The following is a 25,574-nucleotide window of genomic DNA, read 5'->3' as shown; positions in this document are numbered from 1 at the left end:
GCCAGGGGGGGTATGACCCCTCGGGATGCGAGTCGACTTCCACGCCAGGGGTTGCATGACCCTTCAGGACGAGGGTCGACCCTCGTGGCGAATGGCGAGGTTCAGTGGGGAGCTGGCCAGCGGCGGATCGTCATGGATTCGGTATTGGTGGCCACCACCTGGCCGGGCTGGTCGGTGTAGCGGTGGACCAGGCGCTGCACCTGTCGGATCTCGCGGGTGTAGCTGTAGGGGGGCGCCTGGTCGGAGCGAAAGCGTGCGGTGGCCTGCTGGTGGGCGGCGGCGCTGACCAGGCGAAAGGCCGCGCCCTGGTACATCTGGCGCATTGACTGGCTCAGGTCGAAGGTGGCCTCATCCAGGGCCCGGGCGCAGTGCACCGGGGCCGGGGTGGGCTCCAGGCAGGGCGCGGGTGTCACGGCATCGGTGGGAAAGGTGGCGAGGCGCAGGCCCAGCACCGACCACCAGGTCGCGGCGCTTTTTTGCAGGGCGTCTGGCGAGAGGCTCTGGCGAGCGGAGCGGGTGCGGGCCTGCACCCGTTGGCGCTCCTGGGCGTCGTGCTGGGCGGCCACGAAGTGATCAAAGAAGTGGGTGACTTCTCTGGCGAGTTCTGCGGCGTTGGCCGCGCGGACCTGCCCCTGACGATCGACGTGGAGGGTGGGTACCAGGCAGCCCAGGCGCTCGACCCGGTGCGGAAACTCGGCCGGGTCGCGCACCGGCTCAAAGAGGGTGGGGTCGAGCTTCGGGGAGAGGGTCAGGCCGGTCGGGGTCAGGCTGACCTGGAAGGTGATGGTGCAGATCTGGGTGTGATCGTCGCCGGAATCCGGGCCCTGGTTGCCCTCGACGCGGGTCTCGACGATGCGGCGCACCTCCAGACGCTCGATGCCCTGCCAGGCGTTGAGCCCCTCGGCCAGCGCGGGGGCCGGGGGGCCGGCGCTGGCCGGGATGGCCAGGAGCAGGGCGGCCCCAAGGGCCAGGGCCGGGGAGAGCTTGGCGGTCGCGAGGGATACCATGGGCAGGTCGCCGTGTGGGGAGAGGGATAAGGGCGCGCGGGGGCCGGGTCAGGGTTTCTGGCGGGTGCCGATCTCGATCACCATGGTCTCGGTGGTTTCGCCGCGCAGCTCGTGGGTGTCGCCGGAGTCGCTAAGCACGAGCTGCTTGATGTGTTCGACGCGGCGTTGGGCGGTGGCAAACATCGGCTGATCGGAGCGAAAGTTCAGCGTCGCCTGCTGATGAAAGGTGGCGCTCTCGACGGTGTAGTCGGGGGTGGCGAACGTGGCCAGGACCTCGTCTTCGAACTCCATGGTGGTGGCGGCCGCCACTCGGGTGCAGGTCAGCTGCGCGGGAAGCTCCTCGGGGCAGGGGACCTCGTCGCGGCTCTGGGTGCCCTCGATGGTGTCGGGGCGCAGCGACAGGTTCTCCCAGAGCGCCAGGGCGCGGGCGTTCAGCGCCTCGACCGAGGCCGCGCCCCGCATCAGCTCCAGACGTGGGGCGCGCTCCGAGGACAGGAGCTCGGGGTGTTGGGCCAGGTGATGATCCAGCAGGCCGGTCAGGTGCTTGGAGAAGGCCTCGGCGTCGGTGTCCAGCGTGTCGCCCCCTGGCGAGACGCGAAAGGCCGGCACCATGCAGGGGATGGCGGATTCCTGGCGAGCGAAGTGGTCGGGATCGGCGGTGGGCTGCAGAAATCCATCTTCGTAGTTGGGCGCGATCAACAGGCCCTCCTCGTCGAGAGTGACCATGTAGATCACGTCACAGCGCTCGACCATGGCGTCGCTTCGTCCGGGCACGTGGGTCTCGCGGTGGGCGCGGATGCGCAGCGCATCGATGCCCTGCCACTCCTTGAGGGGGGCGGCCTGCTGGGATGAGGCCTGCGACGACGAAGCCTGCGACGAAGGTTGCTCGGAGACCGGCTCGGAGGGCGCGGTCGAGGAGGTGGCGCAGCCCCCCAGGAGCAGGGGCAGCAGCGTGAACGAGAGGATCTGGCGAGGCTTCATACGCGTACACATCATGGCAGTCTCCAGGTCAACATATCCCTTCAGGGGGTCATGCATTGAGGTCAGGGCATTGCCCAGGTGCCGGGGGCCACGGGGGCGGCTTTGAGAAAGCAGGCCACCGGCTGGTCGGCGTCGCCGGCGATCAGCGCCCAGGTCGGGTCGCGCTCAAACTCGTCAAACGCGCTTGGAAAGTGCGCGGGGCGCAGCACCACGGCGTTGATCTTCTCCTGCTGGGCCACGCCGCGGGCGATGGGCTGATCGCGCATCAGGTTGAGCAGCTCCACAAAGCCCGGTTCGCTTAAGCCGCGGGTGTCGGCGTAGAGCAGCGGCGCGATGCGCTCGGGGCGCCACAGCGCGTAGCTCAAGTAACCGGCCAGCGCCGGGTCATTGAGCACCCGGAGTTCTTTTCCGGAGCGGCGCAGCACCTCGCCGCAGGCCAGCGGGGTGTGCTCGGAGAGTACGCCGCGAAAGGGGATGGCCTGGCGAGCGTCGGGGTGCAGACGCGTGGTCAAATCGGCGTGCCAGGGCAGGGCGTGCTGGGTGAGCACGGCGGCTCCCAGGATGAGGATCGCCAGGGCCAGCGCCCGGTTGGGGCGTCGCAGGGTAAGCGCCGCGGGCGGGGTGAGCGCCGGGGCCAGCAGCATCACCAGCGCCAGGTGTTGCAAGGGGATCAGCGCCGGGAAACTCAGCGCCCAGAGGGTGAGCAGGATCGCCGGCAGGGCCTCACCGGTGCGCAGCAGGGGGGCCAGTCCGCCTGTGCGCGCGCGCAGGAGGATGGCCAGCAGCCCGGTGCTCAGCGCCAGGGCCACGGTCAGCGGGGTGGGGGCCAGCGTGGGAAGCGCCGGGTTCTGGAGCAGGTGGAGGAGCACGCCGAAGCCCAGGGGGCTGGAGAGCGGGGCCAGCAGGGCCGCGGCGGCCAGCGCGGCGAGCAGGCGTTGGCCCTGCTTCAGCGCCAGGGCGGCCAGGCAGAGCGAGGTGGCGATCAGGGTCAGCGCGATCGGCACCGAGAGGTGCAGCACCAGCCAGGGCGCCGCGGCCACCACCAGCACCGGGAGCAGGCTCAGACGCCGCCCACTTAAGGGCCCCATCGCCGCGACCAGAGCCGCCGTGGCCACGGGCAACGCCAGCGTTTCGGGGCCCGGTGGCGAGAGCCACAGCGCCGCGGGCAGGGCCAGCCAGACCAGGTTAAGTACGGCCGCAGGCCGCGGGCTGCGAGAGGCCACCCCGTAGCCCGCCAGGGCCACCGAGAGGGCTACCAGCGCGCTGCGCACGACCAGGTTGAGCTCCACCCCTCCCAGATCATGGAGCTCAAAGAGGGCCACGCTGGCCAGCCAGCTGCTGTCGACCCAGGTGGTGTTCTCGGGGGCGGTAAAGAGCAGGAGCTCGCGGTCGGGGATGCGGCCCCAGGCGCTGATGAGGCGGCCGTAGGCCACCCGCCACCAGGTGGCGTCGTTGCGGAGCAGGCTTAGGCCCAGCAGCGCCAGGGTGAGCGCGGCCGGAAAGAGGGCGGCCGCCGCCTTGAGGCGGCGACCCGGGGAGGAGGCGTCCATGGCAAAACTCGGTACAGCGAAGAGAGGATTAGAAACGCGCGCGCAGCGCGCGGGCGCCGGCCTTGATGGCGACCGCCGGTACGGCCGCCGCGATCACGACTCCCAGCCCGGCCAGGGCCCAGGTGGTCAGGCCCAGATTGCCAAAGCGCTGGGGCTGGGTCAGCGCCATGGTGGGATAGAACCACATCCCCAGGAGCATCAAGGTCAAAAAGATGCACGAGATCATAAAGATCACTGCCCCGAAGCTCGACGCGATCTTGGCGGCGTTGGGGTTGTGAAACTGCGGGTAGAGTGCGCCCATGCCCACGGCCAGCGCCGCGCAGATGGTGGTGATGATCAGGATCTGCAGGCTGCTCAACAGGCAGGTCAACAGGGGCGTGCCCACCAGCAGGTTCGACGACCAGATCAGGGCCTGACCCAGGATCACGATGGGCAGGAGGCTGCCCAGCCACTTGCCCACCAGAAAACGCTCCAGCGTGATCGGCGCCTGCAGGATCAGCCAGAAGGAGCGCCCCTCCACGCTGACCGCCGGGAAGAGGAAACGTCCGCAGAGGGTCACGGTCACAAAGGAGCAGGCCGCCAGGTTGAAGAAGTTCAGCCCGACATCGCCCAGGAGGGCCTCATCGGCGGCGATCTCAAAGTACTTAAAGTTGACCAGGTAAATGACGATGATCGCCACCACGATCAGGAGCTGGGACCATTGGCTGGCGTCGCGGGTGAAGATGGCCTGGTCTTTATGCACCAGGGCGCGAAGCGAGTTGAGCGCTTGGGGCCCCCGGGCGCCGAGCGCCTCCAGGCGCTCGGCGAGGGTGCCGCCGGCGCGGGTGGATCGCTCCACGGCCCAGTTGCGGGCCCGGGTCATCAGGCCGCCGCCGTGGCGCCCCTCCTGGGTTTTGGTGTAGCCGCGAAAGTAGAGGGGGCGATGCAGCCAGGCGGCCACAAAGTAGAGGGCCAGGGGCGTCAGAAACAAAAAGCTCGCCGGCCAGAGCAGATCGACCTCCCGGCCGAAGAGGGGGCCGGCGAGCATGGAGATGACCCAGTCGCTGGGCAGGTACGAGGTGGTGGGGACCGAGAGCAGGCGCATCAACTCGCCAATCGAGTCGAAGCTCTCCGGGTTGAGCAGGCGCTCGGGCTGCACCGAGCGGATCACCACAAAGAGGGTGGTAAAGCCCACCAGCCCGAAGAAGAGCGCGGCGTCGCGGGTGCGGTTGGCCGCCAGGATGTTGGTGACCAGGAGCGCCAAAATGGAGGCCACCCCGGTGGGGATGGCCACAAAGGGCAGGAGCATCAGGAGCAGGTAGGGGTAGAAGCTCCAGTGGGCTCCCATGCCGTAGCCGATCGCCGAGAAGAGGGGCACCCCGAAGAGGATGATCACCCAGCTCGACTGGAGCATCGCCTCCAGGTAGCGGGAGGTGAAGAGCTGGTCTTTGGGGATGGGCTGGGCCATCAGAAATTCAAGATCGTCGGCCAGGTAAAAGGAGCTGAACGAGGTGACGATGTTGCTGAAGATCAGCAGCCCGAAGAACACCAGGAGCGTGATCGCCAGGAGGCGTTGCACCAGGAGTTCGCCCACCGGCTCCAGCATCAGCGACTGGGTGACGATGAAGTGGCCGGAGCGAAAGAGGGCGGCGGCAAAGAGCAGGCTCAACACCGCGAAGAAGGGGCCGCGCAGTCGGCCCTCGTCGGAGCGCAGGGTGCCGCGGACCATGCGCAGCTTCACGCCAATCAGCTCTCGAATCACGAGGGGTCTCCCTGTTCATGGCCAAAGCGTTGGGCGACGGCCTGGTCGCGCTCGGCCTGCGTCTCTTCGGTGATGCGCAAAAAGACCTGTTCCAGGCTGCCGTCGGTCTGGCCCGACTCCAGGCGCAGTTCCCCCAGGGAGCCGCGGGCCACGATGCGCCCGTGGTTGATGATCACGACGCGATCGCAGACCTCCTCGGCCACCTCCAGGGTGTGGGTGGAGAGGAGGATGGACATCTTCTGGTCGGCCACCAGCTCGCGAAAGAGGCTCTTGATGAGGCGGTGGCCCTTGGGGTCGAGACCGACCATGGGCTCGTCGACCACCAGGACGCTGGGCTCGGGCAGGAGCGCGCCGCAGAAGACCAGGCGTTGTTTCATGCCGTGGGAGAAGCTCTCAATGAGGCCGTCGCTCCACTCCCGGAGCCCGAAGAGGGTGAGAAGCTCGTCGATGCGGCGGGCCACGCGGTCGGCCTTCATGGAGTAGAGCCCGCCGATGAAGCGCAGGTACTCAAAGGCGGTGAGCTTATCGTAGACGTAGGGGCGGTCCGGGATAAATCCGGTGACCTGGCGCGCCTTCACCGGGTCGCGGGCCAGGTCGTGTCCGTCGATGGTGATTTGGCCGCCGTCGGGGGCGATGAGCCCGGTGATCATGCGCAGGGTCGTGGTCTTGCCGGCACCGTTGGGACCGAGCACCCCAAAGACCTCGCCGCGGGGCACGTCGAGCTCAATGTGATCGACGGCGGTGAAGTCGCCGTAGGCTTTATGCAGCCCGCGCACCCGCACGATGGTGTTGGCCGGCGAGGCGTCGGAGGCGGTGGAGAGGGGGGGCTGGGAGCTCATCGGGGTCTCTGAGGTGCGGAGGGGATGGGGGGAGCAAAGGCGATAGAGGAGGCGTTAGCCGCCCTCGACCCGGGCCCTGGTAAAGAGGGTGTGGAGGCGGAGGGGCTCCAGGCGCTCGCTGATGAAGAGCTGGAGGTGATCGGCGGCCAGGGGGGCCGGGTGCAGCGGGTCGAGCTCGTAGCGCTGGCCCTGGCGGGTGCCGACCAGCCAGATGCGCGGGCCGAGGAAGCCGTGAGGGCCAAAGACCAGGCCGTGCACCAGCCGGGGGTGGTGGCCGGCCCGGGTCATGGCCAGGTGGGCCGTGGCCAGGCAGGCCGCCGGGGTCGGGGCCGGGATGGCGATCTCGGCGGTGAGGATGGCGTTGTGGAGGTCGGTCAGCGCGGGGGCGTCGGGGTTCTGATCGGGGGTCGGCCAGCGCTGGGAGGTGGCGCCGTCGCGCAGGGCGCAGAGGTCGGCCAGCGCCGTGGCCCCGGCGGCCGGAGGGTCGGAGCCGAGCGCGTCGCTCAGGGCGTCGAGGGCGGTCACTACGTCGGGGGCCGGCCGGGGCGTGGCGAACTCGGGGAGCGTCTCGGACGGGCGCTCGGTGGGGTCGGGGGCCATCCAGTGCGGGTTGAGCGGGCCGAGTTGGACCACGAGCTCGTCGTCGGTCTCCAGCATCACCCGCTGGCGCGGCGACTCCAGCGTCAGCCCACTGCGATCGCCGAGTTCGCGCAGCCCCACCTCCCGCAGATCCAGCGTCGAGACCTGGTCGGCGCCGGTGAGCGCCTGAACCTGGCCGCCGCCGAGGTGGCTGGCCATGGTGAGCAGGTCGCCCGGGTCGATGCCCTTTAAGAAGTCGGGGCGCTCGCCAGGGGCCTCTTCAAAGGCTTGCTGGGCGCGACGGAAGTAGGTGGTGCCCAGCGCCTGGGGCAGGCGGCTGCCCAGGATGCGAAAGGGGAAGCCCTGCTGCACCACATCGCCGCGGGAGTCGACCAGCACGTCGAGGTAGTGGGTGCCAATCGACTGCACAAAGCGGTGCACATCGACCGTCTCGCCAAAGTGCTGAATGGTCTCCGGGCCGACGTAGCGCAGGGTAAGCTCGGTGGGCGCCAGGGTCATCGGATCGACGAAGGACTGGGAGTAGGACTCGCCAGACTCCAGCTCCTGGCTGGCGAGCAGGCGAGGAATGGCGTGCCCGACCAGCTGGGGGGCCTCGTTGAAGGGGAGTTCGAAGCGCTCTTGCTCCCCGTCGAGGTAGAGGGTCACGTCGAAGGAGTCGCCGGTATGCTGAGCCAGCGCCCGAAGGTGCATCCCAAAAGCCTGCACCTCGCCAGAGGCCGATTGCAGGCGGAGCTCTTCATCGAGGGAGACCCGGGACTCCAGGTGCATGGCCTGAGGCTGGCCCATCATCTCAAAGGTGGCGTAGGCGCTGGTTTCCACCAGCCAACCTTCGACCAGGCGGGTGCGTTCCTCGCGGATGACACCGCGGTCTTCGGTGCCCTGCTGGAGGTTGATGAAGTGCACGCCTTCTTGCAGCTCAAAGGCCGCGGCGCCGATCTCCCGCGTTCCCCGGGATTGGTCCACTACAAAGGCGGCCACCGCCACCAGCCAGGCGGCTACGACCACGCCGCCGATGATGTCAAAGGTACGCACAGCAGCTCTCCAGCAGGGGACGGCACAGGGCAGGGTTGAAGCAGGGCGGAGTGTAGTCGATCGCCCGGGGGGCGCCAAGGAGCGGGCCTCCCCTGTATGCGGGGTTGATCGCAGATGGTGTGCGGGGCATCATCGCTGCCGACGACCACCTCTGACCTGTAGTTTGCACGTAAGGCTCGCGCGTATGTCGAAGAGCGACACGACCCACTTTCATTTCGATTTCGGCGGTATCACCCTGGAGCTCAGCGGCGAACGCACGTTTGTTGAGAAGATGTACAAGCAGGTGATGCGGGATGTGGCCGAGGCCCGCAGTCAGGCGCCTCCAGCGGCAGCTCCCGCGCAGAGTGGGAGCAAGGGCCGCGTGCAGGCCGGCCCGGCCCGGCGTCGCTCGGTCTGGGTGCATCGCTGTAGCGAGTTGATGCGCAAGATTTACATGGCCACCCCGGCCGATGTGAGCGCCTCGGTGGTGGGCAAGGTCATCGACTCGGAGCCGGTCGCGGTGATCTACGTCGACAAGGACGCCTTTGGCGGCGTGTTCCCCCAGATGGATGATGGCCAGACGCTCTGGGCGGAGTTTACCGCCGCCGGCAAAGAGAAGGTCGCCGAGGCCACGCGACCTTCCTTAAAGGCGCTCTCGCCAGACGTGCTGCGTAAGCCGGGGCAGGGCTGAGCGCTCAGGCATCGGGCCAGTTGTAGACCTGGCAGGCGTTGTGGAAGGTGGCCTCGGCCAGCTCGTCGAGTGTGATTCCGCGGGCGTCGGCGATCACCTCGGCGGTGTGGCGCACGTAGCCCGGGCGGTTGCGTTTGCCCCGGTAGGGCACCGGCGCCAGGTAGGGCGAGTCGGTCTCGATGAGCAGGCGGTCCAGGGGGACCCGGGTGGCGACGTCGAGGATGTCGCGGGCGCTCTTAAAGGTCACGATCCCCGAGAACGAGATGTAGAAGTCGAGTTCCAGCACCTGGTCGGCCATGGCCTGCGAGGCGGTGAAGCAGTGCAGGATGCCCCCGGTGGTCTGGGTCTCATGCAAGAGGCGCACGGTGTCTTCTTCGGCCTCGCGGCTGTGGATGACGATGGGCTTTTGGACCTGGTTGGCCAGGTTCAGGAAACGTCGAAAGACCTCGATCTGCACCTCGCGTGGGGCTTTGTCGTAGTGGTAGTCGAGGCCGGATTCGCCGATGGCCACGACCTCGGGCAGCGACGCAAACTCGGTGGCGATGGTCTCAAAGACCTCGTCGGTGCACATGGCCGCGTCGTGGGGATGGATGCCGGCGGTGCAGCGGATGAAGTCGTATGTGCGGGCGATCTCCAGGGCGCGGTAGTTGGACTCCAGGCCGCGGCTGGCGCCGATGGAGACCACACGCTCCAGCCCGAGCTGGCGGCCGGCGCTGAGGATCTCGTCGAGGTGGTCGGCGATGTCGGGGAAATCCAGGTGGGCGTGGGTATCAAAGAGACGCGGGGTGCTCATGAGACTCTCTACGGCAAAGAACGAGGGGTGTGGCTTCAGGGAGCCCCGTCGACCGAGCGAGCGGCCGGCTGGGGGGCGATGGGTTCGGGGGACTGCCCCAGACGCAGGCCTTCGCTGGCGAGCTCTCGGAGCTCGGGGTCGGGGTGGGTCTGGGCCAGGGTTTCGAGGACCTGGCGCGCCTCGGCGCTGGCGTAGTCGGCCAGGGCCAGCAGGGCGGTGTCGGCGTGGTAGTCGTCGGAGGTGGCCAGCTTCACCAGGTGGTCGAAGTGTCTGGCAATCTTTTTGGCGCCGACCAGGCGCAGGGCGTAGCCGCGGGCGTCTTTGCGACGCGAACTCAACATGCGGGCGATATGGTCGGCGCCCCGGGCGTCGCCCAGGTCGACCAGCGCGGCGGCCGCGTCGAGCTTGAGGAGCGGGTGGGCAAACCAGCGCTCAATGACGGTGTGCAGGGCGTCGGAGGCGCGCTGGCCGTCGAGCAGCGCCAGGGCGCGGGCCGCCTGGGAGAGCCAGGCCTCGGTGCGCAGCGCGTCACTCAACTCGGTGATGAGCGTGTCGCGGGTATGCGGCGGCAACTCCGCCGGATCGAGCCCGGCGCTGCCGATGAGCTCGGCGATGGCCACGCCCAGCGCCAGGCGCCTGTCGCGCCGGGCGTTGGTCCAGGTTTGCACCAGGGCGGGGAGGGCGTCGGCGCGGGCCTGGTCGACCAGGATCTGCGCAGCGGTCACGGCCAGCTCGCTGTCGGGGTCGTGGAGGAGCGCTTCGAGATGCTGATTGAGCGCCGGGTGGCCGGGGGCGACGCGGTAGAGGGTGACCAGCGCCTGGTAGCGCACGTCGGCGTGGGGATCGTCGAGGAGGTCGGCGGCCACCTCGGCGCTTCGCTGCGGCAGGGGGGCCCGTCGCAGCGCGGCCAGTGTGCCGACCCGGGCGCGCGGGCTCGCCCAGTCCAGCGCCACATCCGCAAGTTGAAGCGATGCGAGGGTTTGGGGCGGTGGGGACTGGGCGCCGGCCCAGTACGCCAGAAGCTCGACCACCTCGGGGCTCATTAAATCGCCCAGAGCGTGGGCGGCCTCCTGGCGCACCGGGGGATAAGGATCGTCGAGCGACGCCAGGCAGAGCGCGCGCCGCTCGGCCTCGGAGCCCTCCTGATTGTGGAGGATGCGCGCGAACTCGCGGTGGCGAGCCTGAGAGTTGGAGATATGGGCAAGCCTTGCGATCACGGCGCCGCTCGACGGTCAGAGGAGAGTTAGCTGATACGGGTGCCGACCTCGACCCGCTCGTCGTAGCGGGCCAGAGCGAGCTTTCCGTCGGTGGTTTTGGCCGCCAGAATCATCGCCTCGCTCTTGATGCCAAAGAGTTTGGCCGGCTTCAGGTTGGTGACCATGGCCACGCGCAGGCCCACGAGTTCGTCGGGCTCAAAGGCCTTGGCGATGCCGGCCACAATGGTGCGCGGGGTCTCTTCGCCCACGTTGGCGCTGAGCTTGAGGAGCTTGTCGGCGCCCGGGACCTTCTCGGCGGTGAGGATCTCGCAGACGCGGATCTCGACTTTGGTGAAGTCGCCAAACTCGATCAGCCCGGTGCTTTCGCTGTCGTCTTTCTTTTTCTTGTCCGACTGCGAGGCGTCTTTTTTGCCCTTCTTCTTAGACGGCTTCGCCTCGGCGGCCTTCTCCTGACCTTCGGCGGCCGGGGGATCGAGCTTGGAGAAGAGCACTCCCGGCGCTTCTAGCGTGGTGCCGGCGGGCAGGTTGGCCCACTGGTCCAGGGTCGCAAAGCGCAGATCGTCCTCGGAGGTCTGGCCAAATCCGGCCAGAATCTTGCGCGAGGCATCCGGGGTAAAGGGCGCGGCCAGCAGGGCGATCCAGCGGATCGACTCCAGCGCATTGTAGAGGGTTTGCTCCAGGCGCGCGGTTTCGCCGGACTTGTTCAGGGCCCAGGGCTGGGTGCGCTGGATGTAGTTGTTGACCTCGCTGGAGAAGGCCATCAGGTGCTCCAGCGCGCGGTGCAACTCGCGGGCGGCGAAGGCCTGGTCGACGGCCTCGCGGGTGGCGACGGCCGCGTCGCGCAGCGCGATATCCTCCGGTGCCTCCAGCGGTGCGGGCGCGGGCACGGTGCCGCCGATGAAGCGTCCGGCCATGGCGAAGGTGCGGTTGACCAGGTTGCCGATGTTGTCGGCCAGCTCGGCATTGTTGCGCTCGACGACACGCTCATCGCTGAAGTTGCCGTCGTTGCCGATGGGGATCTCGCGCAGCATGTAGTAGCGCAACACGTCGAGGTCGTAGCGATCGGCGAGTTCAAAAGCGTCGATGACGTTGCCCAGGCTCTTGCTCATCTTGACGCCTTCGTTGGTCCACCAGCCGTGGGCCACGATCTGTTTGGGCAGGGGCAGCCCGGCGCTCATCAAGAAGGCCGGCCAGTACACCGCGTGGAAGCGCAGGATATCCTTGCCGATGAAGTGAATGTCGGCCGGCCAGAACTTCGCGAAACGCGCCGGATCGTCAAAGGCGCCCACCGCGGTGATGTAGTTGGTCAGCGCGTCGACCCAGACGTAGAGCACGTGCTCGGGGTTCTCGGGCATGGGGATGCCCCAGGAGAAGGTCGTGCGGCTGATCGAGAGGTCCCGCAGACCACCCTCGACGAAGGCGGCCACTTCGTTGCGCCGGCCGGTGGGGGTGACCACATCGGGGCCGCTCTTGTACCAGTTGAGCAGGGGTTCGGCGTATTTGCTCAGCTTAAAGAAGTAGCTCTCTTCTTTGACCCACTCGACCTCGGCCCCGGAGGCCAGAGCCTTGCCGTCGGCGATTTCGGATTCGTCGTAATAGGCTTCATCGGCCGCGGCGTACCAGCCCTCGTAGGTGTCCAGGTAGATGTCGCCGGAGGCTTTCATGCGCTCGACCATCGTCGCGACGGTTTTTTTATGGTCGGCGTCGGTGGTGCGGATGAAGCGGTCGTAGCTCAGGTGCAGCTTATCAAAGAGCGAGCGGAACTTTGCGGAGTTCTCGTCGACCAGCTCCTGGGGAGAGATGTCGCGGGCTTCGGCGGCGCGCTGAATCTTGAGGCCATGCTCATCGGTGCCGGTCAAAAAGAAGACGTCATCGCCCTGCTGGCGCTGGTAGCGCGCGAAGGCGTCGGCGATGATCGTGGTGTAGGCGTGACCGATGTGCGGAGCGCCGTTGACGTAATAAATGGGGGTGGTCAGGTAGAAGTTCGACATGGGGACCATCTCTTAAGCTGGCATCAGGGATAAAGGGGGCCGCTCGCGTGGGTACGCGGGCCAGGAGCAGGTTGAATCAGAGTGGAGCGCTCCTGACAAGGGCGTCATTTTTTATCGGAGGTGGAGTTGTTGTTGGCGCCTTCGGAGCGCGGGGGCTTCTCGCCGCCTTTTTTGCCCCGGGCGCGTCGGCGACTGGCGCGGCGCTTGCTGGAGGAGCGTTTGGCGTTGCCCTCGTGTTTGGCGCCGTCGGGTTTGGTGGCGTCGGGCCTGGCGCCGCGGGGGGCGGCGTCGCCGGCGTCTTTTTTGCCGCCGGCGGTGTTTTCGGCGGGTTTCTCGGAGCGTTTCTCGGAGCGTGAGCCCTGGCGGCCCTTGCCCCGGGAGCGGCCGGAGCGCCGGCGGCTGGAGCGACGCTTGCGGGAGCGGCCCGACTCTTTGCGGGACTCCTCCGCTGGCGTGGCGGTGCCTTCGCCGGCGGAGCTCGCGTCGCCGGGGGCTTGCTCGGTGCGCGAGGTGCCGCGGCGCTTCTTGTTGGGAGCGCGCGACGACTGAGAGTCGTCGGCCGAGCTGCGCGAGCGTCGGGAGCGCGAGGACTTCGAGCGCCCGCGTCCCCGGGAGCCGGAGCGTCGGCGCGAGCCCCGGCCCTCGCCAGAGGCGTCGCTGTCGACTCCACGGTCGACGACGTTGGGATCGATGAGCTCGATCTCGCTCACCGGCAGCATTTTGCGGTTGTTGTCGGGGTAGCTCACCATCACCCGGCGGTTGATGACGTCAACCTCCAGGATTTTGGCCTCGCCGAGCTCGGTGCGCACCATTTTGCCGGCGCGGGGCAGTTTGGTGCGCATACGCCGGTAGAGTTGCTGCTCGTAGACCAGGCAGCACATCAGCCGCCCGCACATACCCGAGACTTTCTTGGGGTTGAGCGTTAGCCCCTGGTCCTTGGCCATGCGGATGGAGACCGGCTCGAAGTTCTCCAGAAAGGTGCTGCAGCAGAGCTCGCGGCCGCAGGGGCCAATGCCGCCGAGCATACGCGCGCCGTCGCGCACCCCGATCTGGTGCATTTCAATGCGGGTGCGGAACTTATGGGCCAGGTCCTTGACCAGGTCGCGAAAGTCGATGCGGCCGTCGGCGCTGAAGTAAAAGACCAGCTTGGAGCCGTCGTGCATGTACTGCGCGCGGATGAGTTTCATCTGCAACTTGCGCGCGCGAATGCGGGTGATCGCGAAGCGGTAGGCCTGCTCTTCGAAGTCGGCGTGCTTGTCGGCCTGGGCGATGTCGGTGTCGGTGGCCTTGCGCAAGACCCGGGGCAGGCTGTCGGTGGGCAGAACCTGGCGGGACACCAGGCCACAGACCCGAGCCAGCGCCGGGCCGCGTTCGGTGTCGACGATGACGTGGTCACCTTCTTTGAGTTGGAGCTCGCGGGCGTCGGCGTTGTGGCGCGTCTGGCTGATGCGAAAGCGCACCGACACCACGTTGTAGAGCTTCTTTTTGCCGCCGAAGGGGCGCGCCTGCTTCCTGGAAGGCTTGAAGAGCGTTGTGGTCATAAAAGGTTGTCGATCTGAGCGGGGGGCGCAGCCGGAGTGCGGCGCGGCCGATTTATAGCGTCTGCGAGGGCTGGCGAATCTGGTCGAGCACGCCCTCAACGAGCAGCTGGGGATTGACGTGACGCCGCAGGCGTTCACGCGAGAGCATCAGCGCGTCGAGAATGCGCAGGATGTCGGGCAGCGCAAAGCGCGCCACGCCCTGGTCGATAAGATCGTCCAGGTCGCTGTTGATCACGCGGGAGCGTTCGGCGCGAGAGGCCAGCATCAGGTCTCGAAAATACACGATCAGCACATCGAGCTGTGCCTGGAGCTCGGAGTTTCCTTTGCCATAACGCTCCCCGGTCTCCAACCACTGGCGAGCGCGGTCGGCGGGCACCGCCAGCACATCGGCGATGAGCTCGGCGCGCTGCTCCAGCATGCCCGACTCCAGAACCTCGCAGGCTCGCCCCAGGCTTCCCTCTCCGTAGCCGGCGGCCACCCGAAGCAGCGCCTCTTCTGCTGGCTCTTCGAGCACCGCAGGTAGGGCCCGGGCGACTTCGTCTTCGCTCAACGCGCCGAAGCGCAGGCGCTGACAACGACTGATGATCGTGTCCAGGAGACGATTGGGCTGGTCGGTGATCAAAAAGATCAGGGTGCGCGCGCTGGGCTCTTCCAGCGTTTTGAGCAGGGCGTTGGAGCCCTCTTCGGTCATGGCGTGTGCCTGATCGAGAATCACCGCGCGAAAACGCGCTTCAAAAGGCGGCGAAAGCGCCGCCTTTTGGATGGCGCGAATCTGGTCGATCTTGATGAAGTTGCCCGAAGGCGCGATCTCCAGCACGTCGGGATGCTGGCCGGTGGCGATGCGTTTGCAGGCGCTGCACTCCCCACAGGCGTCGATCCACTCCTCTTCGTGTCGTTTCAAACAGTTGAGGCTGGCCGCAAAGCTCTGTGCCGTGGTGTGCTTACCCACGCCGGTAGGACCGGTGAAGAGGTACGCATGGTGCATACGCCCGGCACGGAGCGCCTGCGTTAACACCTGTCGGCTTCGCTGATTTCCTAATAACGTCGACCACTTACGCACAAAGGGACTCCAGGGGGAGGGGGCCTGCACCGAGGGCGGCGCATGTTAGGGAGCGCGCCGCCGCGGTGTCAATCACCGCGATCGGGACGATCACCGCTCAAAGGCCAGGTAGAAGGCGCGGCCGCGGCGCAACACTTTCAGCCGCACCACCTCCCCCGTGTGCAGGCTCTCGACCGCCTGGCGAAAAGACTCCTCGGAGTCGATGGGGGTGGTGTCCACCTCGACGATGACATCGCGGTGCCGCAGCCCACCGCGGCGCGCCGGGGAGTCGTCGCTCATCCCGGTGACCAACACTCCCTGGTCGTCGGGAGCCTGCACCTGGCGGGCCAGGCGCGTGGTCAGCGCGGAGACCTCCACACCGAAGCGGGTCGGCGATGTCGGGTCCGCCAGGGGTTCCAGCGGAGTGTCTGGCAGGCGAGGGGCGTCCTGGTTGGGGATGGCCTCCATGGTCACCTCCAGCGTCAGGGGTTGGCCCTGGCGAATGACCTCGATCTCCACCTGACTCTCGGCCGCTAAGGTCGAGACGTACCAGGGGAGGTCATCATCGTTACGAATGGTATGGCTGGCGAAACGGGTGATCACATCCCCCTCTTGCAGCGCGGCGCGCGAGGCCGGGCTGGGATCGACCACCTCGGTGATCAGCGCCCCTTCGGAGTTCTCCAGCGAAAAGCTCGACGCCAGCAGGGGCTCCAGAGCCTGGACACGCACTCCCAGCCAGCTGCGCTCCACATAGCCGCGCTCCCGGAGTTGGGGGAGCAGGGTTTTGACCATGTTAATGGGGATCGCAAAGCTGATGCCCTGGCCCTCGCGATTGATGGCGGTGTTGATGCCGATGACCTCGCCAGTCATGTTCACCAGGGGCCCGCCGGAGTTGCCCGGGTTGATCGGAGCGTCGGTCTGGATAAAGTCGCCCTGTTGTTTGCGCCCCTCCACCGGCAGGTTACGCCGGCCCAGCGCGCTGACGATGCCCGCGCTCACCGAGTGATGAAGCCCCAGGGGGTTGCCGATGGCCAGCACATAGTCGCCGACTTCAAGCGCATCGCTGTCGCCCAGCGGCGCCACCGGCAGCGGCCCGTTGGTGCGCTCCAGTTTGAGCAGCGCCAGGTCCGTGCCCTGGTCGACCCCAACCACCCGAGCCGGGAGCTCGCGATGATCGCTAAAGCGCACATGGATAGATGCGGCGTTGTCGATCACGTGGAAGTTGGTCAGCACGTAGCCGTCCTGATGGATCACAAAGCCCGAGCCCTGCGCCAGCCCCGGTCCCGGCCCCAGATCCCGCAGGTGCGAGGGACCGGTGCCCGGCGTGTAGCCCACCACCACGCTGACCACCGCGGGCCCCACGCTCTCTACCAGCCTCACAAAGGGCGAGGGGTCGGCCTGGCGGACCCCGGCCCCTTCGGTCCACAGCGGCGCAGTGGGCGGCTGTGCAGCCAGCGGCGCGCCAACCACGCACACCAGCGCACCGCAAATCGCCGCCAGGCGGCCGCGGGTCAAGAGGGCAGGGCGATGGCGGGCCGGAGTCTTCATGATCGCTCGTGTGGCATGGGCTGACGAGGGGCTCGGAAGTAGTGCATCGGGGAGTAGTGCACCAGGTTCTCTACCCGGCTGGTGTAAATGCAGGCGTAGACCTCGATTTGCTCGCCAAGGATGGTGTTTTCATTGCCCATCTTAAAGAGCAGGCCCCAGTAGCGGTTGAACTGGGTTTCGATCTGACGCTCGAGTTTCCAGAGATCCTGAAGGACCTGCTGGCGCTTGGCGCGCAGGCGGGCCTGATTGCGCCGGACCTCGTCGAAGGCGGCCAACACCTCTTCGTCGTCCTCGGGAGCATCCAGCTCCTGGAGTCGACGGAAGAGCCCCAGCTCGTAGGCGATCTCTTCGTTGATGCGCACAAGCTCCATCTCCACGGCGTCCAGGCGCGCGCGTTCCTCGCGCAGCTCGTCGGTGCGCAAGAGCTCGCCCTCAATCTCCTGGACAACCATCGCCGTGCGCCAGGCCGTCGACTTCTTGCTGCGTACGATGTCGCCGTAGATATGATCGCCAACGTAGAGCACCCGGTCGGGGCGAAACCCCGTCATGCGGTGGAAGTCAATCAGGTTCCCGCCCTGATAAATCGTGTCGGAATCGAAGCTCCCAAACTCCTCGCCGTAGACCTGCTCCTCGCTATCTACGCGTAAGAAGGGCGCGCGATCGGTGAAGAAACCGGGCTTGGAGGCGCCGGTGATCACGATGTCGAAGTAGTCCTGCCAGCGAGGCAGCTGCGGCAGCAGATCGTCGAGCAGGTAGCTCATGATGTGCTGGGTGAAGTTGGCGTAGCTGTTGGTGACGATAAAGAGCTTTTTGCCGGCGCTGCGCAATCGCTGCAGCGTCAGCGCCAGATCCAGGTTGCGGGTGAGGTAGTGCTCCAGGTGGGCCACGATCTCGTCTTTGATCGAGTTATCGCGGTGGGCCAGGTCGATGCAGTAGCGAATATCGTCGTAGAGCCGGCGCCAGTCGTGGCTGTGCTCCGGGCGCGTACGCTCAAAATAGTCGACCAGGGTGGCGTAAAGCGCGGCTTCGGGGAGCGCAAAGAGGGTGTCGACCAGCGCGTAGCGCGAGGTCGTCATGCTCATCGCCTGCGTGTGGTACTCCACGATGTCGTCGCCGCTGAGCTCCTTAAACCCGTGATAGACGCGCCCCACGAAACGGTGGCTGTCGAGCTTAAAGATGTTGCCGCGCACCGTGTCGATGACCAGCCCGCGAATCGCAAAGTCGGTCGGCACCTGGAGATCGAGAATGTCCGGGTGGTAGCCCCGCTCGCGCACCAGACGCTCCAGCGTTTTCTCCACGCTCAGGCGTTCGATGGCCGCCTGATGGTAGTGCGCCAGGGTGTAGTCCATATCAAAGCCCACCGCGTCGACCTCGGCCAGGTTCAGGTCGCGGTTGCAGAAGACCTGATGGACGGGCTCCAGCGAAGGGGCGTGGCCGTTGCGAAGGCTCTCAAGCAGCGTCAGGGGCTGCCGGGTACCGGGGGGATTAACCAAGGTGATCTCGAAGCGTCGGGTCGATAACGAAACAGGGGGCTGATAAAGCTCCCCTCCAATGGAAGTTTGGCAAGCGCTCGTCGGCGAATCTGCCCGCCGTAGGGCTCAGAGACATACCACCGCGCCGATCAGACAACAACGCGGCGCGGGGGCGGATTCCGCCCCCCGGACCTTCTCGGGGAGGGGCCCCGCGCACGCCCACAGCTTCCCTACAAAGGGTGACACGCCGGCGCTGGAATCGCACTTCGCGCTGTGCTAGAGCCTGCCTATGGTTAAGAACGCCCCGGCAGCCCGCGCATCAATCAAGGGCTCGTCAGGCGGGTGCCTGCGACGCCCCGGGGCCACGCTCTAGTAGTCCTTTCTGTAAGGAGAAACACGATGTCTAAGAAGTTGTTGTCCCTCTTGCTTGTCGGCATGCTCGCCGGCCCTGTGGTTGCCTGCGGTGGGGGCGATGAACCCGCGGATACCCCCGATGTGGGCGCGGACGTTGATGAGACCGATGGTGGTGACGAAACCGACAGCGGCGATGTCGACTCGGGGCCCCACGCCTTTGAAGCCGAAGTCGACACCTGGTTTGGCAATCTGGACAACGATCCGGAGACGCCCGAGAGCATTGAGCCTGGCGAGACCATCGGCGGTCAGCTGGTCGGTGGTGAAGATGACAGCGAGGCGCACTTCTTCGCGCTGACCCTGGAAGCCGGCACGGCCCTGAAAGTGACGGTGGAAGGCACCGACGGCGATCTCGCCGTCGCCGGCAACTTCAACGTGCGAGTGCTGTCGGCGATCGATGGCTCCGGTCGCTTCCTGGTCCCCAATGAAACCACCCAGAGTCGGGAATTCTTCATCTATGAAGAGGGCGCTCACGAAGTGGCCGCGGTGACCGGCGCCGGTCTCAGCGGTGCCTACAAAATCTCCACCGAGGTGGTGGAACTCGCTCCTCAGGCGCCCACGCTTCCGGGCGTGACCGATGGCGATATGAGCGACGGCTCCATCCAGGTCTTCGAAGTGGTCGCCGACGTCGATGGCACCCTGGCCGCCGAGACCCTGGCCCTGCGCGAGCCTCTGCTGAGCGGCGTGGACACCTCGCTGCACGTCTGGGACGTGGCCGCCGCAACGCGCGTCGCGTTCAACGACGATATTGACTTGCAGGGCGGTGTCTACGACTCGCGCGTATATGCCGAAGTCACCAACGGAAACACCTACTACGTGGTGGTGGACAGCTATGCGAACGATGCTAGCGGCGAGTTCCAGCTGACCATGGAAACCTATGAGGGAGGTGCCGGAGCGCCGGTGGAACTTACCGACGGTGCCGAGATCACCGATACCGTGGACGCGCGTCTGATCGGTGTGGATGTGCATGCCTACACGCTGACGGTGCAGCCCGGCGAGAACTTCCGCGTGGTGGTGGAAGGCGCCGACGAGCTGGCCCCGGCGATCGTGGCCGTCTCCGGTCCGGCCGGTGAAGAGCAGCAGGCCGGAAGCTCGCTTCCCGTCGAAGGCCGCAGCGCGATGTACGTCGGCGTTGGTGCGGACGAGGAAGAGGCGCAGGTCTTCACGCTCTACGTCTCCGATGAGCGCAACCTCACCGAAGGCGCCGAGCCGGTCGGTGGCGAGACCTTCGGCTATACCCTGACGGTCGATGCGGCCGCCCGCAACGCCGTGTCCCTTGAGGCCTCCACCTCGTCTACGCAGGTGCTTGCCGACGTCGGTAACGTGACCTGGTTCGACGTGGTTGTTCCCGCCAAGACCATCGTGAGCCTGGCCGTGGAGACCGAAGTCGCCGAAGACGACTTCATCCCGCTTGTTGTCAGCGCCGCCTACTGGACCTTCTCGCCGGCCTTTGGGTCGGAAGCCGTCCTGTACAACGACGCCGACGAAGCCGTGACGATGCCGGTGCTGGTGCGTGACTTCGGTTTCCGGGGCTCGGCTACCACCACCTACGCCCTCAACGCCTCCTTCGTGAACGCGGCACTTCCGGACTCGCCGAACACCCTCTCCTTCACCGAGTACATGGCGACGGCGGCCGAAGCGAAAGTCCTTCACCTGCCGGCACAGGTGTCCGGTCTGCTGGACACCGAGGTGGCCCAGGAAGTCAACCCGGAGGCGCTGCCCTCGCAGTTCTTCTCGATGACGCTCACGGCCGGTGATGTGCTGGTGGCTCGCACCTCGCGTGGTGCTGAGGCTCCGGCCGACCCGGAAGCTGACGACCCCTCCACGACCGACACCATCCTGACGCTGTACAACGCCGCCGATGACAGCGTGGAGCTGCTTCAGGCCGACTACTACATCGGTCAGGCCGACGCGGGGACCTTCTTCTCGGCCTTTGCCTACACGATCGAAGAAGACGGCGACTACGTTCTGAAGGTCGCGCCCTACTGCCAGAGTGTCTTTGGTATGAGCTTCTGCTCCGATGGTGAGTACAAGCTCGACGTGTTCACCAACTGAGTTCCGCGACCTGCGTTTGTCCTCGCCAGTATGTAGCCCCCCACGAGGGGGCCTGTGGTTGAGGACAAAGGATGCATGAAAAGGGCGCTCCCCCGCCGGGGGAGCGCCCTTTTTTTGTGCCATTGCTCCCTGGCGAGCGGCCATTGACACCCCGGCGGCCCGTGGCTAGGTCTAGGGGCGCAACTTCGTACTGAGATGAGACTTTCTGGAGGTCGATGCATGAAGCTGGCAACGCTACGCAATGGAACTCGCGACGGTGCGCTGGTCGTGGTGGGCAAGAATAACTCGGTCTACGCTTCGGCCTCCGACATCGCGCCGACGATGCAGGCCGCGCTCGACCGGTGGGATGAGGTCGAGCCGAAGCTGCGCGCGTTAGCCGAGCAGCTGGAGGGGGGCCAGGTGGAGGGCACCCCGGTGGACCCGACGCAGATGATGGCGCCGCTGCCCCGGGCCTACGAGTGGATCGATGGCTCGGCCTACATCAACCACATCGTGCTGGTGCGCAAAGCCCGCGGCGCCGAGCCGCCCGCAACCCTGGAGACCGACCCGCTGGTCTACCAGGGCGGCTCGGGTGTGCTCCTGGGCGCCACTGACCCCATCGAGGTCCCCAACATCGAGTGGGGCGCCGATTTTGAGGCCGAGGTCGGCGTCATCCTCGGTGACACCCCCCGCGGCGTGAAGGCGGCCGACGCCTCGAAGTACATCAAGCTCATCGTCATCCTCAACGATGTGACCTTCCGCAACCTGATCCCGGCCGAGTTGGCCAAGTCCTTCGGGTTCTTCCAGTCCAAGCCGGCCACCGCGTTTGCGCCCTTCGCCGTGACCCCCGACGAGCTTGGCGAGGCCTGGAAGGAGGGCCGCATCCACCTGCCGCTCAACACCTATTATAACGGCGAAAAATTCGGCGATCCGGAGGCCGGTCCCGAGATGCACTTCTCGTTTAACGACCTGCTCCAGCACCTGACCAAGACGCGGGCCTACACCGCCGGCACCATCGTGGGCAGCGGCACCGTCTCCAATGACGATCGCAGCCGAGGCTCCTCGTGTCTGGCCGAGCAGCGGATGCTCGAGAAGATCGACTCTGGCGAGTTCAAAACGCCCTTTATGAAGCCGGGTGATACCGTCAAGATCGAGATGTTGGACAAGGCCGGCGTCAACATCTTCGGCACCATCGACCAGAAGGTCGTCGACGCCGACTGACGCCGGGCCACCGGCATCAACTGTGGTACGCGCGCCGCGCCGCCGGGCATTCTGGGCCGGCGGCGCGCGTGTTTTTAGCGCTTCTCAATCGGGCCCGAAGCGGGCCCCCAACCCAGGGATGGAGGCGGCGATGATTCTGCACGGCTACTGGCGAAGCTCTTCGAGCTGGCGGGTGCGCATTGGCTTTGCGCTCAAAGAACTCGAGTACGACTACCGCGCGGTGCATCTGGTCGAGGAGGGCGGCAGGCAGCACGCTCCGGAGTACCGGGCCAAAAACCCCATGCGTCAGGTGCCCATGCTGGAGTGGGAGGAAAATGGCCAGTGGATCACGCTGACGCAGTCCCTGGCCATTCTGGAATTTCTCGAAGAGCTGCGCCCCCAACCGCCGCTCTTGCCGGCCAACCGCGTGCACCGCGCCCGGGCCCGGGAGTTGGCCGAGATCATCAACGCCGGCACCCAGCCCCTGCAAAATCTGGCGGTGATTCAGAAGCTCAAGAACGAGCTGGGCGTCGACGCCCGGGTCTGGAGCCGGGAGTGGATTGCCCGGGGGCTTCAGGGCTACGAGGCGCTGGCCGAGCGCTACGCCGGCACCTACTCGGTGGGCGACGAGGTCACTCTGGCCGATCTCTGCCTGGTCCCGCAGCTCTACAACGCTCGCCGCTTCGATGTGGATCTGAGCGTCTTTCCCACGATCCTGGGGATCGAGGAGCGCTGCCTGAAGTTGGATGCCTTTGTGGTGTCGCATCCCGATCACCAACCCGATGCCCGGTGAGCAGGTCTTATGGTCGATGTGAGCGTAGACGATGTGCAGATCAAGACCTTTGAGGAGCTCACCAAGCGGGAGCTCTACCAGGTGATGGTGCTGCGCAACGAGGTCTTTGTGGTGGGCCAGAAGATCACCGCCGAGCCCGAGGTCGACGGGCTGGATGTGGACTGCGCGCATGTGCTCTTGCGCCGGGAGGGCCGCCTGGTCGCCACCGCCCGCATCTTCTACCGCGAGGCTCCCCTGGTGGTGGGGCGAGTGGCGGTGCATCCGGACTGCCAGCGCCAGGGGCTGGGGACGGTGGTGATGCGGGCGGTACAGCGCTATCTTGGCGAGCGCCCGGCTGAACTCCATGCCCAGGCCCATCTGGAGACCTGGTACCAAGAGCTGGGCTGGGAGCGCTTCGGCGAGCCCTTTGTAGAGGCCGAAATTGAGCACGTGATGATGCGCTGGCCGGCATCCGGCGCGCCCGCCTGAACTCGCCGGGGCGATCCTCCGGGAGAAGCGCGCGCCGCAGGAGGGGGGAGGGAATCACCGGGTTGAATCCATGATTTAGAGTCATTCACCGCAGTTCTTCATTCATCTAAAAGGAGGCATCGATGGCGTTGGAAGGAGTCAAGATCAAGTGGCTGGGACATTCGACCTTTGCGATCACCACCCCCGAGGGAAAGACCCTGCTGGTGGACCCGTGGTTGCGATCCAATCCGAAGTGCCCGGCGGAGGCCTACGAGCTGACGCCGGACGCGGTGTTGATTACCCACGGTCATTTCGACCATATCGGCGATGTCTTCGAGGTGGCCGAGCGCTGTCAGGGGCCCTTCGTCGGCATTTTTGAGCTGACCAGCTGGCTGGGCAGCCGCGGGGTGGCGGCCGAGCAGCTCGTGGGCATGAACAAGGGCGGCACGGTGGAGCTCGAAGACCTTGATGTGCGCGTCTCCATGACCGATGCTCGCCATAGCTCGTCCTTCCAGGAGGCCGACGGCACGAGCATCTATCTGGGGGAAGCCGCCGGTTTTGTGGTGGAGTTCTCCACCGGGGAGTCTCTCTACATCGCCGGCGATACCGCGCTCTTTGGTGACATGGCCTGGATCGCCGAGATCTACGGACCCACGGTGGGGATTCTGCCGATCGGGGACCGCTTCACCATGGACCCCCTGCAGGCGGCGATGGCCGCCGACCTGCTGGAGCTCGACGTGGTGATTCCCTGCCACTTTGGCACCGCCCCCGGGCTCACCGGCACGCCGGCCCAGCTCATCGAGTACCTGGAAAGCTACGAGATTGAGGTCGACGTGGTCGCGCTGGAGCCGGGGCAGGAGCACAGCTTCTAAGCGTCTCCAGAGAGCTATGTCCTGATTAAAAAAAACGCCGGCGCTCCGAGCGGAGCGCCGGCGTTTTTTTGCGCGGTCAAACAGGGCTGGCCCCCGGGCCGATCAGGCGTTGAGCAGCCGCTGCTTCTGGGCGGCAAACTCCTCATCGTTGAGTACGCCGCTGACGTGCAGCTCTTTGAGCTCGTTGAGCTCCTGAGTCAGCGAGCGCTGTTGGCCGCCGTTGAGCCTCTGCTGCATGTCGGAGCCGAGGTTGATGGTCACGTTCTGACCCATCTGCGCGCCCTGGGCCGCAAGCGCGTAGGCTGCGCCGTTGAATCGACGGTTGAATTCATCATCGCTCATTATCAAGAGCATGATGCACTCAACGAACGCGATTAGCGAGGGGATGCCGCTCCAGCAAAAGAGGAGGTAGAGCAAGCCCTGACCGTTCTGGCCCAGGTAAAATTTGTGGACGCCGAGGCCCCCGAGAATGAAGGCGAGGACAGCGGCAGTCGTTTTGCTTTTCATAGGTGTCTCCGGATGGAAAAGATGAGGCAGATGTAATGGTTAAAGGCTGGGTTTAAGTGCTATTGACGGGTACGAATCGCTTCAGCTCGTTCAGTAATCGGCAAGGCCTTTGCCGGCACCTCTGAGGATACTTCGGTGTCGAGCACCACCTGAGGAGCGGGCAGGGCGTAGGCCCAGTGACCACTCTCCAGATCAAGGTCTTCATCAAGGCGTTGAGCGGTAACCAGAAACTCCAGGGTAGGAATCAGTGCCTCTTCGGTCCAACCGAGGCTCTGCTGAAGCTCCTCCACGGTTTGTGGTTCCGCGACGGAATTGAGGTGTTGAAGCAGGCGCGTCCGCCGCTCGATTTCGATTGGCGAGGGGGCGGGAGTTGTGGGGCTAGAGCCGGCGACGCGCCGTGCGAGATAGGCGCTGAGCCCGGAGCCAGCCAGGGCATTGAAGGCCAGCAGGCCGAGGAAGGGGAGAGCCTCCTGGATGGCGGCCACGGCAAAGCCCGCTGAGAGGAGCACCAGCAGAACGGCAATGCTGACATAGACGCTTGCCGACCATGCCGGTAAGCGCAGGGGCCCCAGGGTGATACTCTTCTGCACGCCGGGTTTCTCCGAGCGCAGGTGCGTCGACGGGCGTGCGCCGACGAGCTTTTTGCCGCCGACGGAGATCCCCTCGCCCTGGACCATTTCCATGTCACCCAGTCGCATTTTCAAAGCCATCTCCCTCAATCTGGCAGCCGATCGTTTGGAACTGTTCCTTATTGTAAAGGCCACCTGGAAAGGGGGCAAGGATAAAGCCTGCCTGTAGACGAGGTTTGCTTTGCCCGGGGCGAGGGATAGCGCTTTGGGGGATTTACACATGATTCAAGGGGGGGACGTACGTCAGGCGTTGACGCAGCGTTGTGAGCGCTCCGTTCTAGGGCTCGGACTAGTCACCCCCACCCAGGGCACGGGTTACGTACTCGTCATCCGTCAACTCGCCGCGTTCATGGATGGCCGTCAGCCGGTCGAGTTCGTTGAGCCATTCGATGCCGAAGGCGTCGTCACACAACGCGTCGTCGGGAGCTGCCGGCGGAGCGAGCTCGTTCGCCGGGGCCCGGGCGTCGAAGCTGCGGCGCAGTTCATGGCTGCTCGTTCGGGTGAGGGCGACGTTGGAGCGTCGGTCAAAGGTCTCCTGGCGTATGCTCCGAAACCACAGAGCCTCCAAGACGCTGATGAGGGTGAGGAGGCCGGTAGATTGCCAGGGCGATGTAAAGCAGGCCCATGCGGAGGTTCTACAGGGGAGCTCGCGGAGAGGGG

The 25,574-nt window shown here is 66.0% G+C and carries 22 protein-coding genes; 6 read left to right on the top strand and 16 right to left on the bottom strand.

All coding sequences use genetic code 11. The features are described 5' to 3' along the window. Window positions 1-101: 101 nt before the first annotated feature. From DL240_RS04750 to DL240_RS04725, 6 genes are read right to left on the bottom strand one after another with little or no spacing between them, the layout of a single operon-like run. Window positions 102-1,007, bottom strand: a complete 906-nt coding sequence (locus DL240_RS04750; protein ID WP_111728695.1) for a hypothetical protein — start codon at window positions 1,005-1,007, stop codon at window positions 102-104. A 48-nt stretch (window positions 1,008-1,055) separates the two neighbouring features. Continuing rightward, entirely contained in the window at window positions 1,056-2,003 is a 948-nt protein-coding gene (locus DL240_RS04745; RefSeq protein WP_146618104.1) for a hypothetical protein, read from the bottom strand. 47 nt (window positions 2,004-2,050) lie between these two features. Beyond that, the gene (locus DL240_RS04740) at window positions 2,051-3,538 is read right to left on the bottom strand and encodes a hypothetical protein (protein WP_111728693.1); all 1,488 of its coding nucleotides are present in this window, start codon (window positions 3,536-3,538) and stop codon (window positions 2,051-2,053) included. Between the two features lie 28 nt (window positions 3,539-3,566). Next, a complete protein-coding gene (locus tag DL240_RS04735; RefSeq protein ID WP_111728692.1) occupies window positions 3,567-5,279 on the bottom strand; it encodes a putative ABC transporter permease subunit in 1,713 nt (570 codons plus the stop codon). Then, window positions 5,276-6,118: an ABC transporter ATP-binding protein gene (locus DL240_RS04730; RefSeq protein WP_111728691.1), complete on the bottom strand. Its 843-nt coding sequence runs from the start codon at window positions 6,116-6,118 to the stop codon at window positions 5,276-5,278. Before DL240_RS04730 ends, DL240_RS04735 begins: the two co-directional genes overlap by 4 nt. Window positions 6,119-6,172: 54 nt before the next feature. After that, window positions 6,173-7,750 (bottom strand): hypothetical protein, encoded by a 1,578-nt coding sequence (locus DL240_RS04725; protein ID WP_111728690.1) that lies wholly within the window; start codon window positions 7,748-7,750, stop codon window positions 6,173-6,175. Between the two features lie 184 nt (window positions 7,751-7,934). On the opposite strand from DL240_RS04725, the gene DL240_RS04720 reads away from it, so the two are divergent. Then, complete coding sequence (locus DL240_RS04720; RefSeq protein ID WP_111728689.1) at window positions 7,935-8,420, top strand: hypothetical protein; 486 nt, start codon at window positions 7,935-7,937, stop codon at window positions 8,418-8,420. 4 nt (window positions 8,421-8,424) lie between these two features. Here the strand turns inward: DL240_RS04720 and DL240_RS04715 are convergent, their stop codons facing one another. From DL240_RS04715 to DL240_RS04685, 7 genes are all read right to left on the bottom strand, one after another. Continuing rightward, window positions 8,425-9,213, bottom strand: a complete 789-nt coding sequence (locus DL240_RS04715; protein WP_111728688.1) for a TatD family hydrolase — start codon at window positions 9,211-9,213, stop codon at window positions 8,425-8,427. 35 nt (window positions 9,214-9,248) lie between these two features. Beyond that, on the bottom strand, window positions 9,249-10,430 hold the full coding sequence (locus DL240_RS04710; RefSeq protein WP_111728687.1) for a HEAT repeat domain-containing protein: 1,182 nt from the start codon (window positions 10,428-10,430) through the stop codon (window positions 9,249-9,251). Window positions 10,431-10,456: 26 nt separating this feature from the next. After that, window positions 10,457-12,421: a methionine--tRNA ligase gene (metG, locus tag DL240_RS04705; protein ID WP_158542357.1), complete on the bottom strand. Its 1,965-nt coding sequence runs from the start codon at window positions 12,419-12,421 to the stop codon at window positions 10,457-10,459. A gap of 104 nt (window positions 12,422-12,525) precedes the next feature. Further along, window positions 12,526-13,962, bottom strand: a complete 1,437-nt coding sequence (locus tag DL240_RS04700) for a PSP1 domain-containing protein (protein ID WP_111728685.1) — start codon at window positions 13,960-13,962, stop codon at window positions 12,526-12,528. A gap of 52 nt (window positions 13,963-14,014) precedes the next feature. After that, the gene (gene holB, locus DL240_RS04695; protein ID WP_283808343.1) at window positions 14,015-15,022 is read right to left on the bottom strand and encodes a DNA polymerase III subunit delta'; all 1,008 of its coding nucleotides are present in this window, start codon (window positions 15,020-15,022) and stop codon (window positions 14,015-14,017) included. A gap of 90 nt (window positions 15,023-15,112) precedes the next feature. Then, the gene (locus DL240_RS04690; RefSeq protein ID WP_111728683.1) at window positions 15,113-16,549 is read right to left on the bottom strand and encodes a trypsin-like peptidase domain-containing protein; all 1,437 of its coding nucleotides are present in this window, start codon (window positions 16,547-16,549) and stop codon (window positions 15,113-15,115) included. Next, window positions 16,546-18,042: an HAD-IG family 5'-nucleotidase gene (locus DL240_RS04685; RefSeq protein ID WP_158542356.1), complete on the bottom strand. Its 1,497-nt coding sequence runs from the start codon at window positions 18,040-18,042 to the stop codon at window positions 16,546-16,548. The genes DL240_RS04690 and DL240_RS04685 overlap by 4 nt, the downstream gene beginning before the upstream one ends. Before the next feature lie 378 nt (window positions 18,043-18,420). Here DL240_RS04685 and DL240_RS04680 point away from each other — a divergent pair, with 378 nt between their 5' ends. The 5 genes from DL240_RS04680 to DL240_RS04660 all read left to right on the top strand — a co-directional run bounded on the left by DL240_RS04680 (window position 18,421) and on the right by DL240_RS04660 (window position 23,778). Further along, window positions 18,421-20,487: a hypothetical protein gene (locus DL240_RS04680; RefSeq protein WP_111728681.1), complete on the top strand. Its 2,067-nt coding sequence runs from the start codon at window positions 18,421-18,423 to the stop codon at window positions 20,485-20,487. A 219-nt stretch (window positions 20,488-20,706) separates the two neighbouring features. Beyond that, window positions 20,707-21,687: a fumarylacetoacetate hydrolase family protein gene (locus DL240_RS04675; RefSeq protein ID WP_111728680.1), complete on the top strand. Its 981-nt coding sequence runs from the start codon at window positions 20,707-20,709 to the stop codon at window positions 21,685-21,687. Between the two features lie 130 nt (window positions 21,688-21,817). Then, window positions 21,818-22,459, top strand: a complete 642-nt coding sequence (gene maiA / locus DL240_RS04670) for a maleylacetoacetate isomerase (RefSeq protein ID WP_111728679.1) — start codon at window positions 21,818-21,820, stop codon at window positions 22,457-22,459. Between the two features lie 9 nt (window positions 22,460-22,468). Next, window positions 22,469-22,927 (top strand): GNAT family N-acetyltransferase, encoded by a 459-nt coding sequence (locus DL240_RS04665; protein ID WP_111728678.1) that lies wholly within the window; start codon window positions 22,469-22,471, stop codon window positions 22,925-22,927. Between the two features lie 122 nt (window positions 22,928-23,049). Next, on the top strand, window positions 23,050-23,778 hold the full coding sequence (locus tag DL240_RS04660; protein WP_111728677.1) for a metal-dependent hydrolase: 729 nt from the start codon (window positions 23,050-23,052) through the stop codon (window positions 23,776-23,778). 102 nt (window positions 23,779-23,880) lie between these two features. Here the strand turns inward: DL240_RS04660 and DL240_RS04655 are convergent, their stop codons facing one another. The 3 genes from DL240_RS04655 to DL240_RS04645 form a co-directional block, all read right to left on the bottom strand. Further along, window positions 23,881-24,285: an NINE protein gene (locus DL240_RS04655; protein WP_111728676.1), complete on the bottom strand. Its 405-nt coding sequence runs from the start codon at window positions 24,283-24,285 to the stop codon at window positions 23,881-23,883. Between the two features lie 59 nt (window positions 24,286-24,344). After that, complete coding sequence (locus tag DL240_RS04650) at window positions 24,345-24,989, bottom strand: hypothetical protein (RefSeq protein ID WP_146618103.1); 645 nt, start codon at window positions 24,987-24,989, stop codon at window positions 24,345-24,347. A 214-nt stretch (window positions 24,990-25,203) separates the two neighbouring features. After that, a complete protein-coding gene (locus DL240_RS04645; RefSeq protein WP_111728674.1) occupies window positions 25,204-25,482 on the bottom strand; it encodes a hypothetical protein in 279 nt (92 codons plus the stop codon). Window positions 25,483-25,574: the final 92 nt, after the last annotated feature.

Origin of the sequence: Lujinxingia litoralis (genome assembly GCF_003260125.1) — a bacterium.
Classification (GTDB): Bacteria; Myxococcota_A; Bradymonadia; order Bradymonadales; family Bradymonadaceae; genus Lujinxingia; species Lujinxingia litoralis.
This window is presented reverse-complemented; position numbering and strand designations above follow the sequence as displayed.

Bases quoted from the DNA above. Each gene is read 5' to 3' on its own strand.
- metG (WP_158542357.1), bottom strand. From the start codon at position 12,421: ATGTCGAACTTCTACCTGACCACCCCCATTTATTACGTCAACGGCGCT.
- DL240_RS04660 (WP_111728677.1), top strand. From the start codon at position 23,050: ATGGCGTTGGAAGGAGTCAAGATCAAGTGGCTGGGACATTCGACCTTT.
- DL240_RS04715 (WP_111728688.1), bottom strand. From the start codon at position 9,213: ATGAGCACCCCGCGTCTCTTTGATACCCACGCCCACCTGGATTTCCCC.
- DL240_RS04655 (WP_111728676.1), bottom strand. From the start codon at position 24,285: ATGAAAAGCAAAACGACTGCCGCTGTCCTCGCCTTCATTCTCGGGGGC.
- DL240_RS04690 (WP_111728683.1), bottom strand. From the start codon at position 16,549: ATGAAGACTCCGGCCCGCCATCGCCCTGCCCTCTTGACCCGCGGCCGC.
- DL240_RS04730 (WP_111728691.1), bottom strand. From the start codon at position 6,118: ATGAGCTCCCAGCCCCCCCTCTCCACCGCCTCCGACGCCTCGCCGGCC.
- DL240_RS04700 (WP_111728685.1), bottom strand. From the start codon at position 13,962: ATGACCACAACGCTCTTCAAGCCTTCCAGGAAGCAGGCGCGCCCCTTC.
- DL240_RS04750 (WP_111728695.1), bottom strand. From the start codon at position 1,007: ATGGTATCCCTCGCGACCGCCAAGCTCTCCCCGGCCCTGGCCCTTGGG.
- maiA (WP_111728679.1), top strand. From the start codon at position 21,818: ATGATTCTGCACGGCTACTGGCGAAGCTCTTCGAGCTGGCGGGTGCGC.
- DL240_RS04665 (WP_111728678.1), top strand. From the start codon at position 22,469: ATGGTCGATGTGAGCGTAGACGATGTGCAGATCAAGACCTTTGAGGAG.
- DL240_RS04745 (WP_146618104.1), bottom strand. From the start codon at position 2,003: ATGATGTGTACGCGTATGAAGCCTCGCCAGATCCTCTCGTTCACGCTG.
- DL240_RS04675 (WP_111728680.1), top strand. From the start codon at position 20,707: ATGAAGCTGGCAACGCTACGCAATGGAACTCGCGACGGTGCGCTGGTC.
- DL240_RS04740 (WP_111728693.1), bottom strand. From the start codon at position 3,538: ATGGACGCCTCCTCCCCGGGTCGCCGCCTCAAGGCGGCGGCCGCCCTC.
- DL240_RS04720 (WP_111728689.1), top strand. From the start codon at position 7,935: ATGTCGAAGAGCGACACGACCCACTTTCATTTCGATTTCGGCGGTATC.
- DL240_RS04680 (WP_111728681.1), top strand. From the start codon at position 18,421: ATGTCTAAGAAGTTGTTGTCCCTCTTGCTTGTCGGCATGCTCGCCGGC.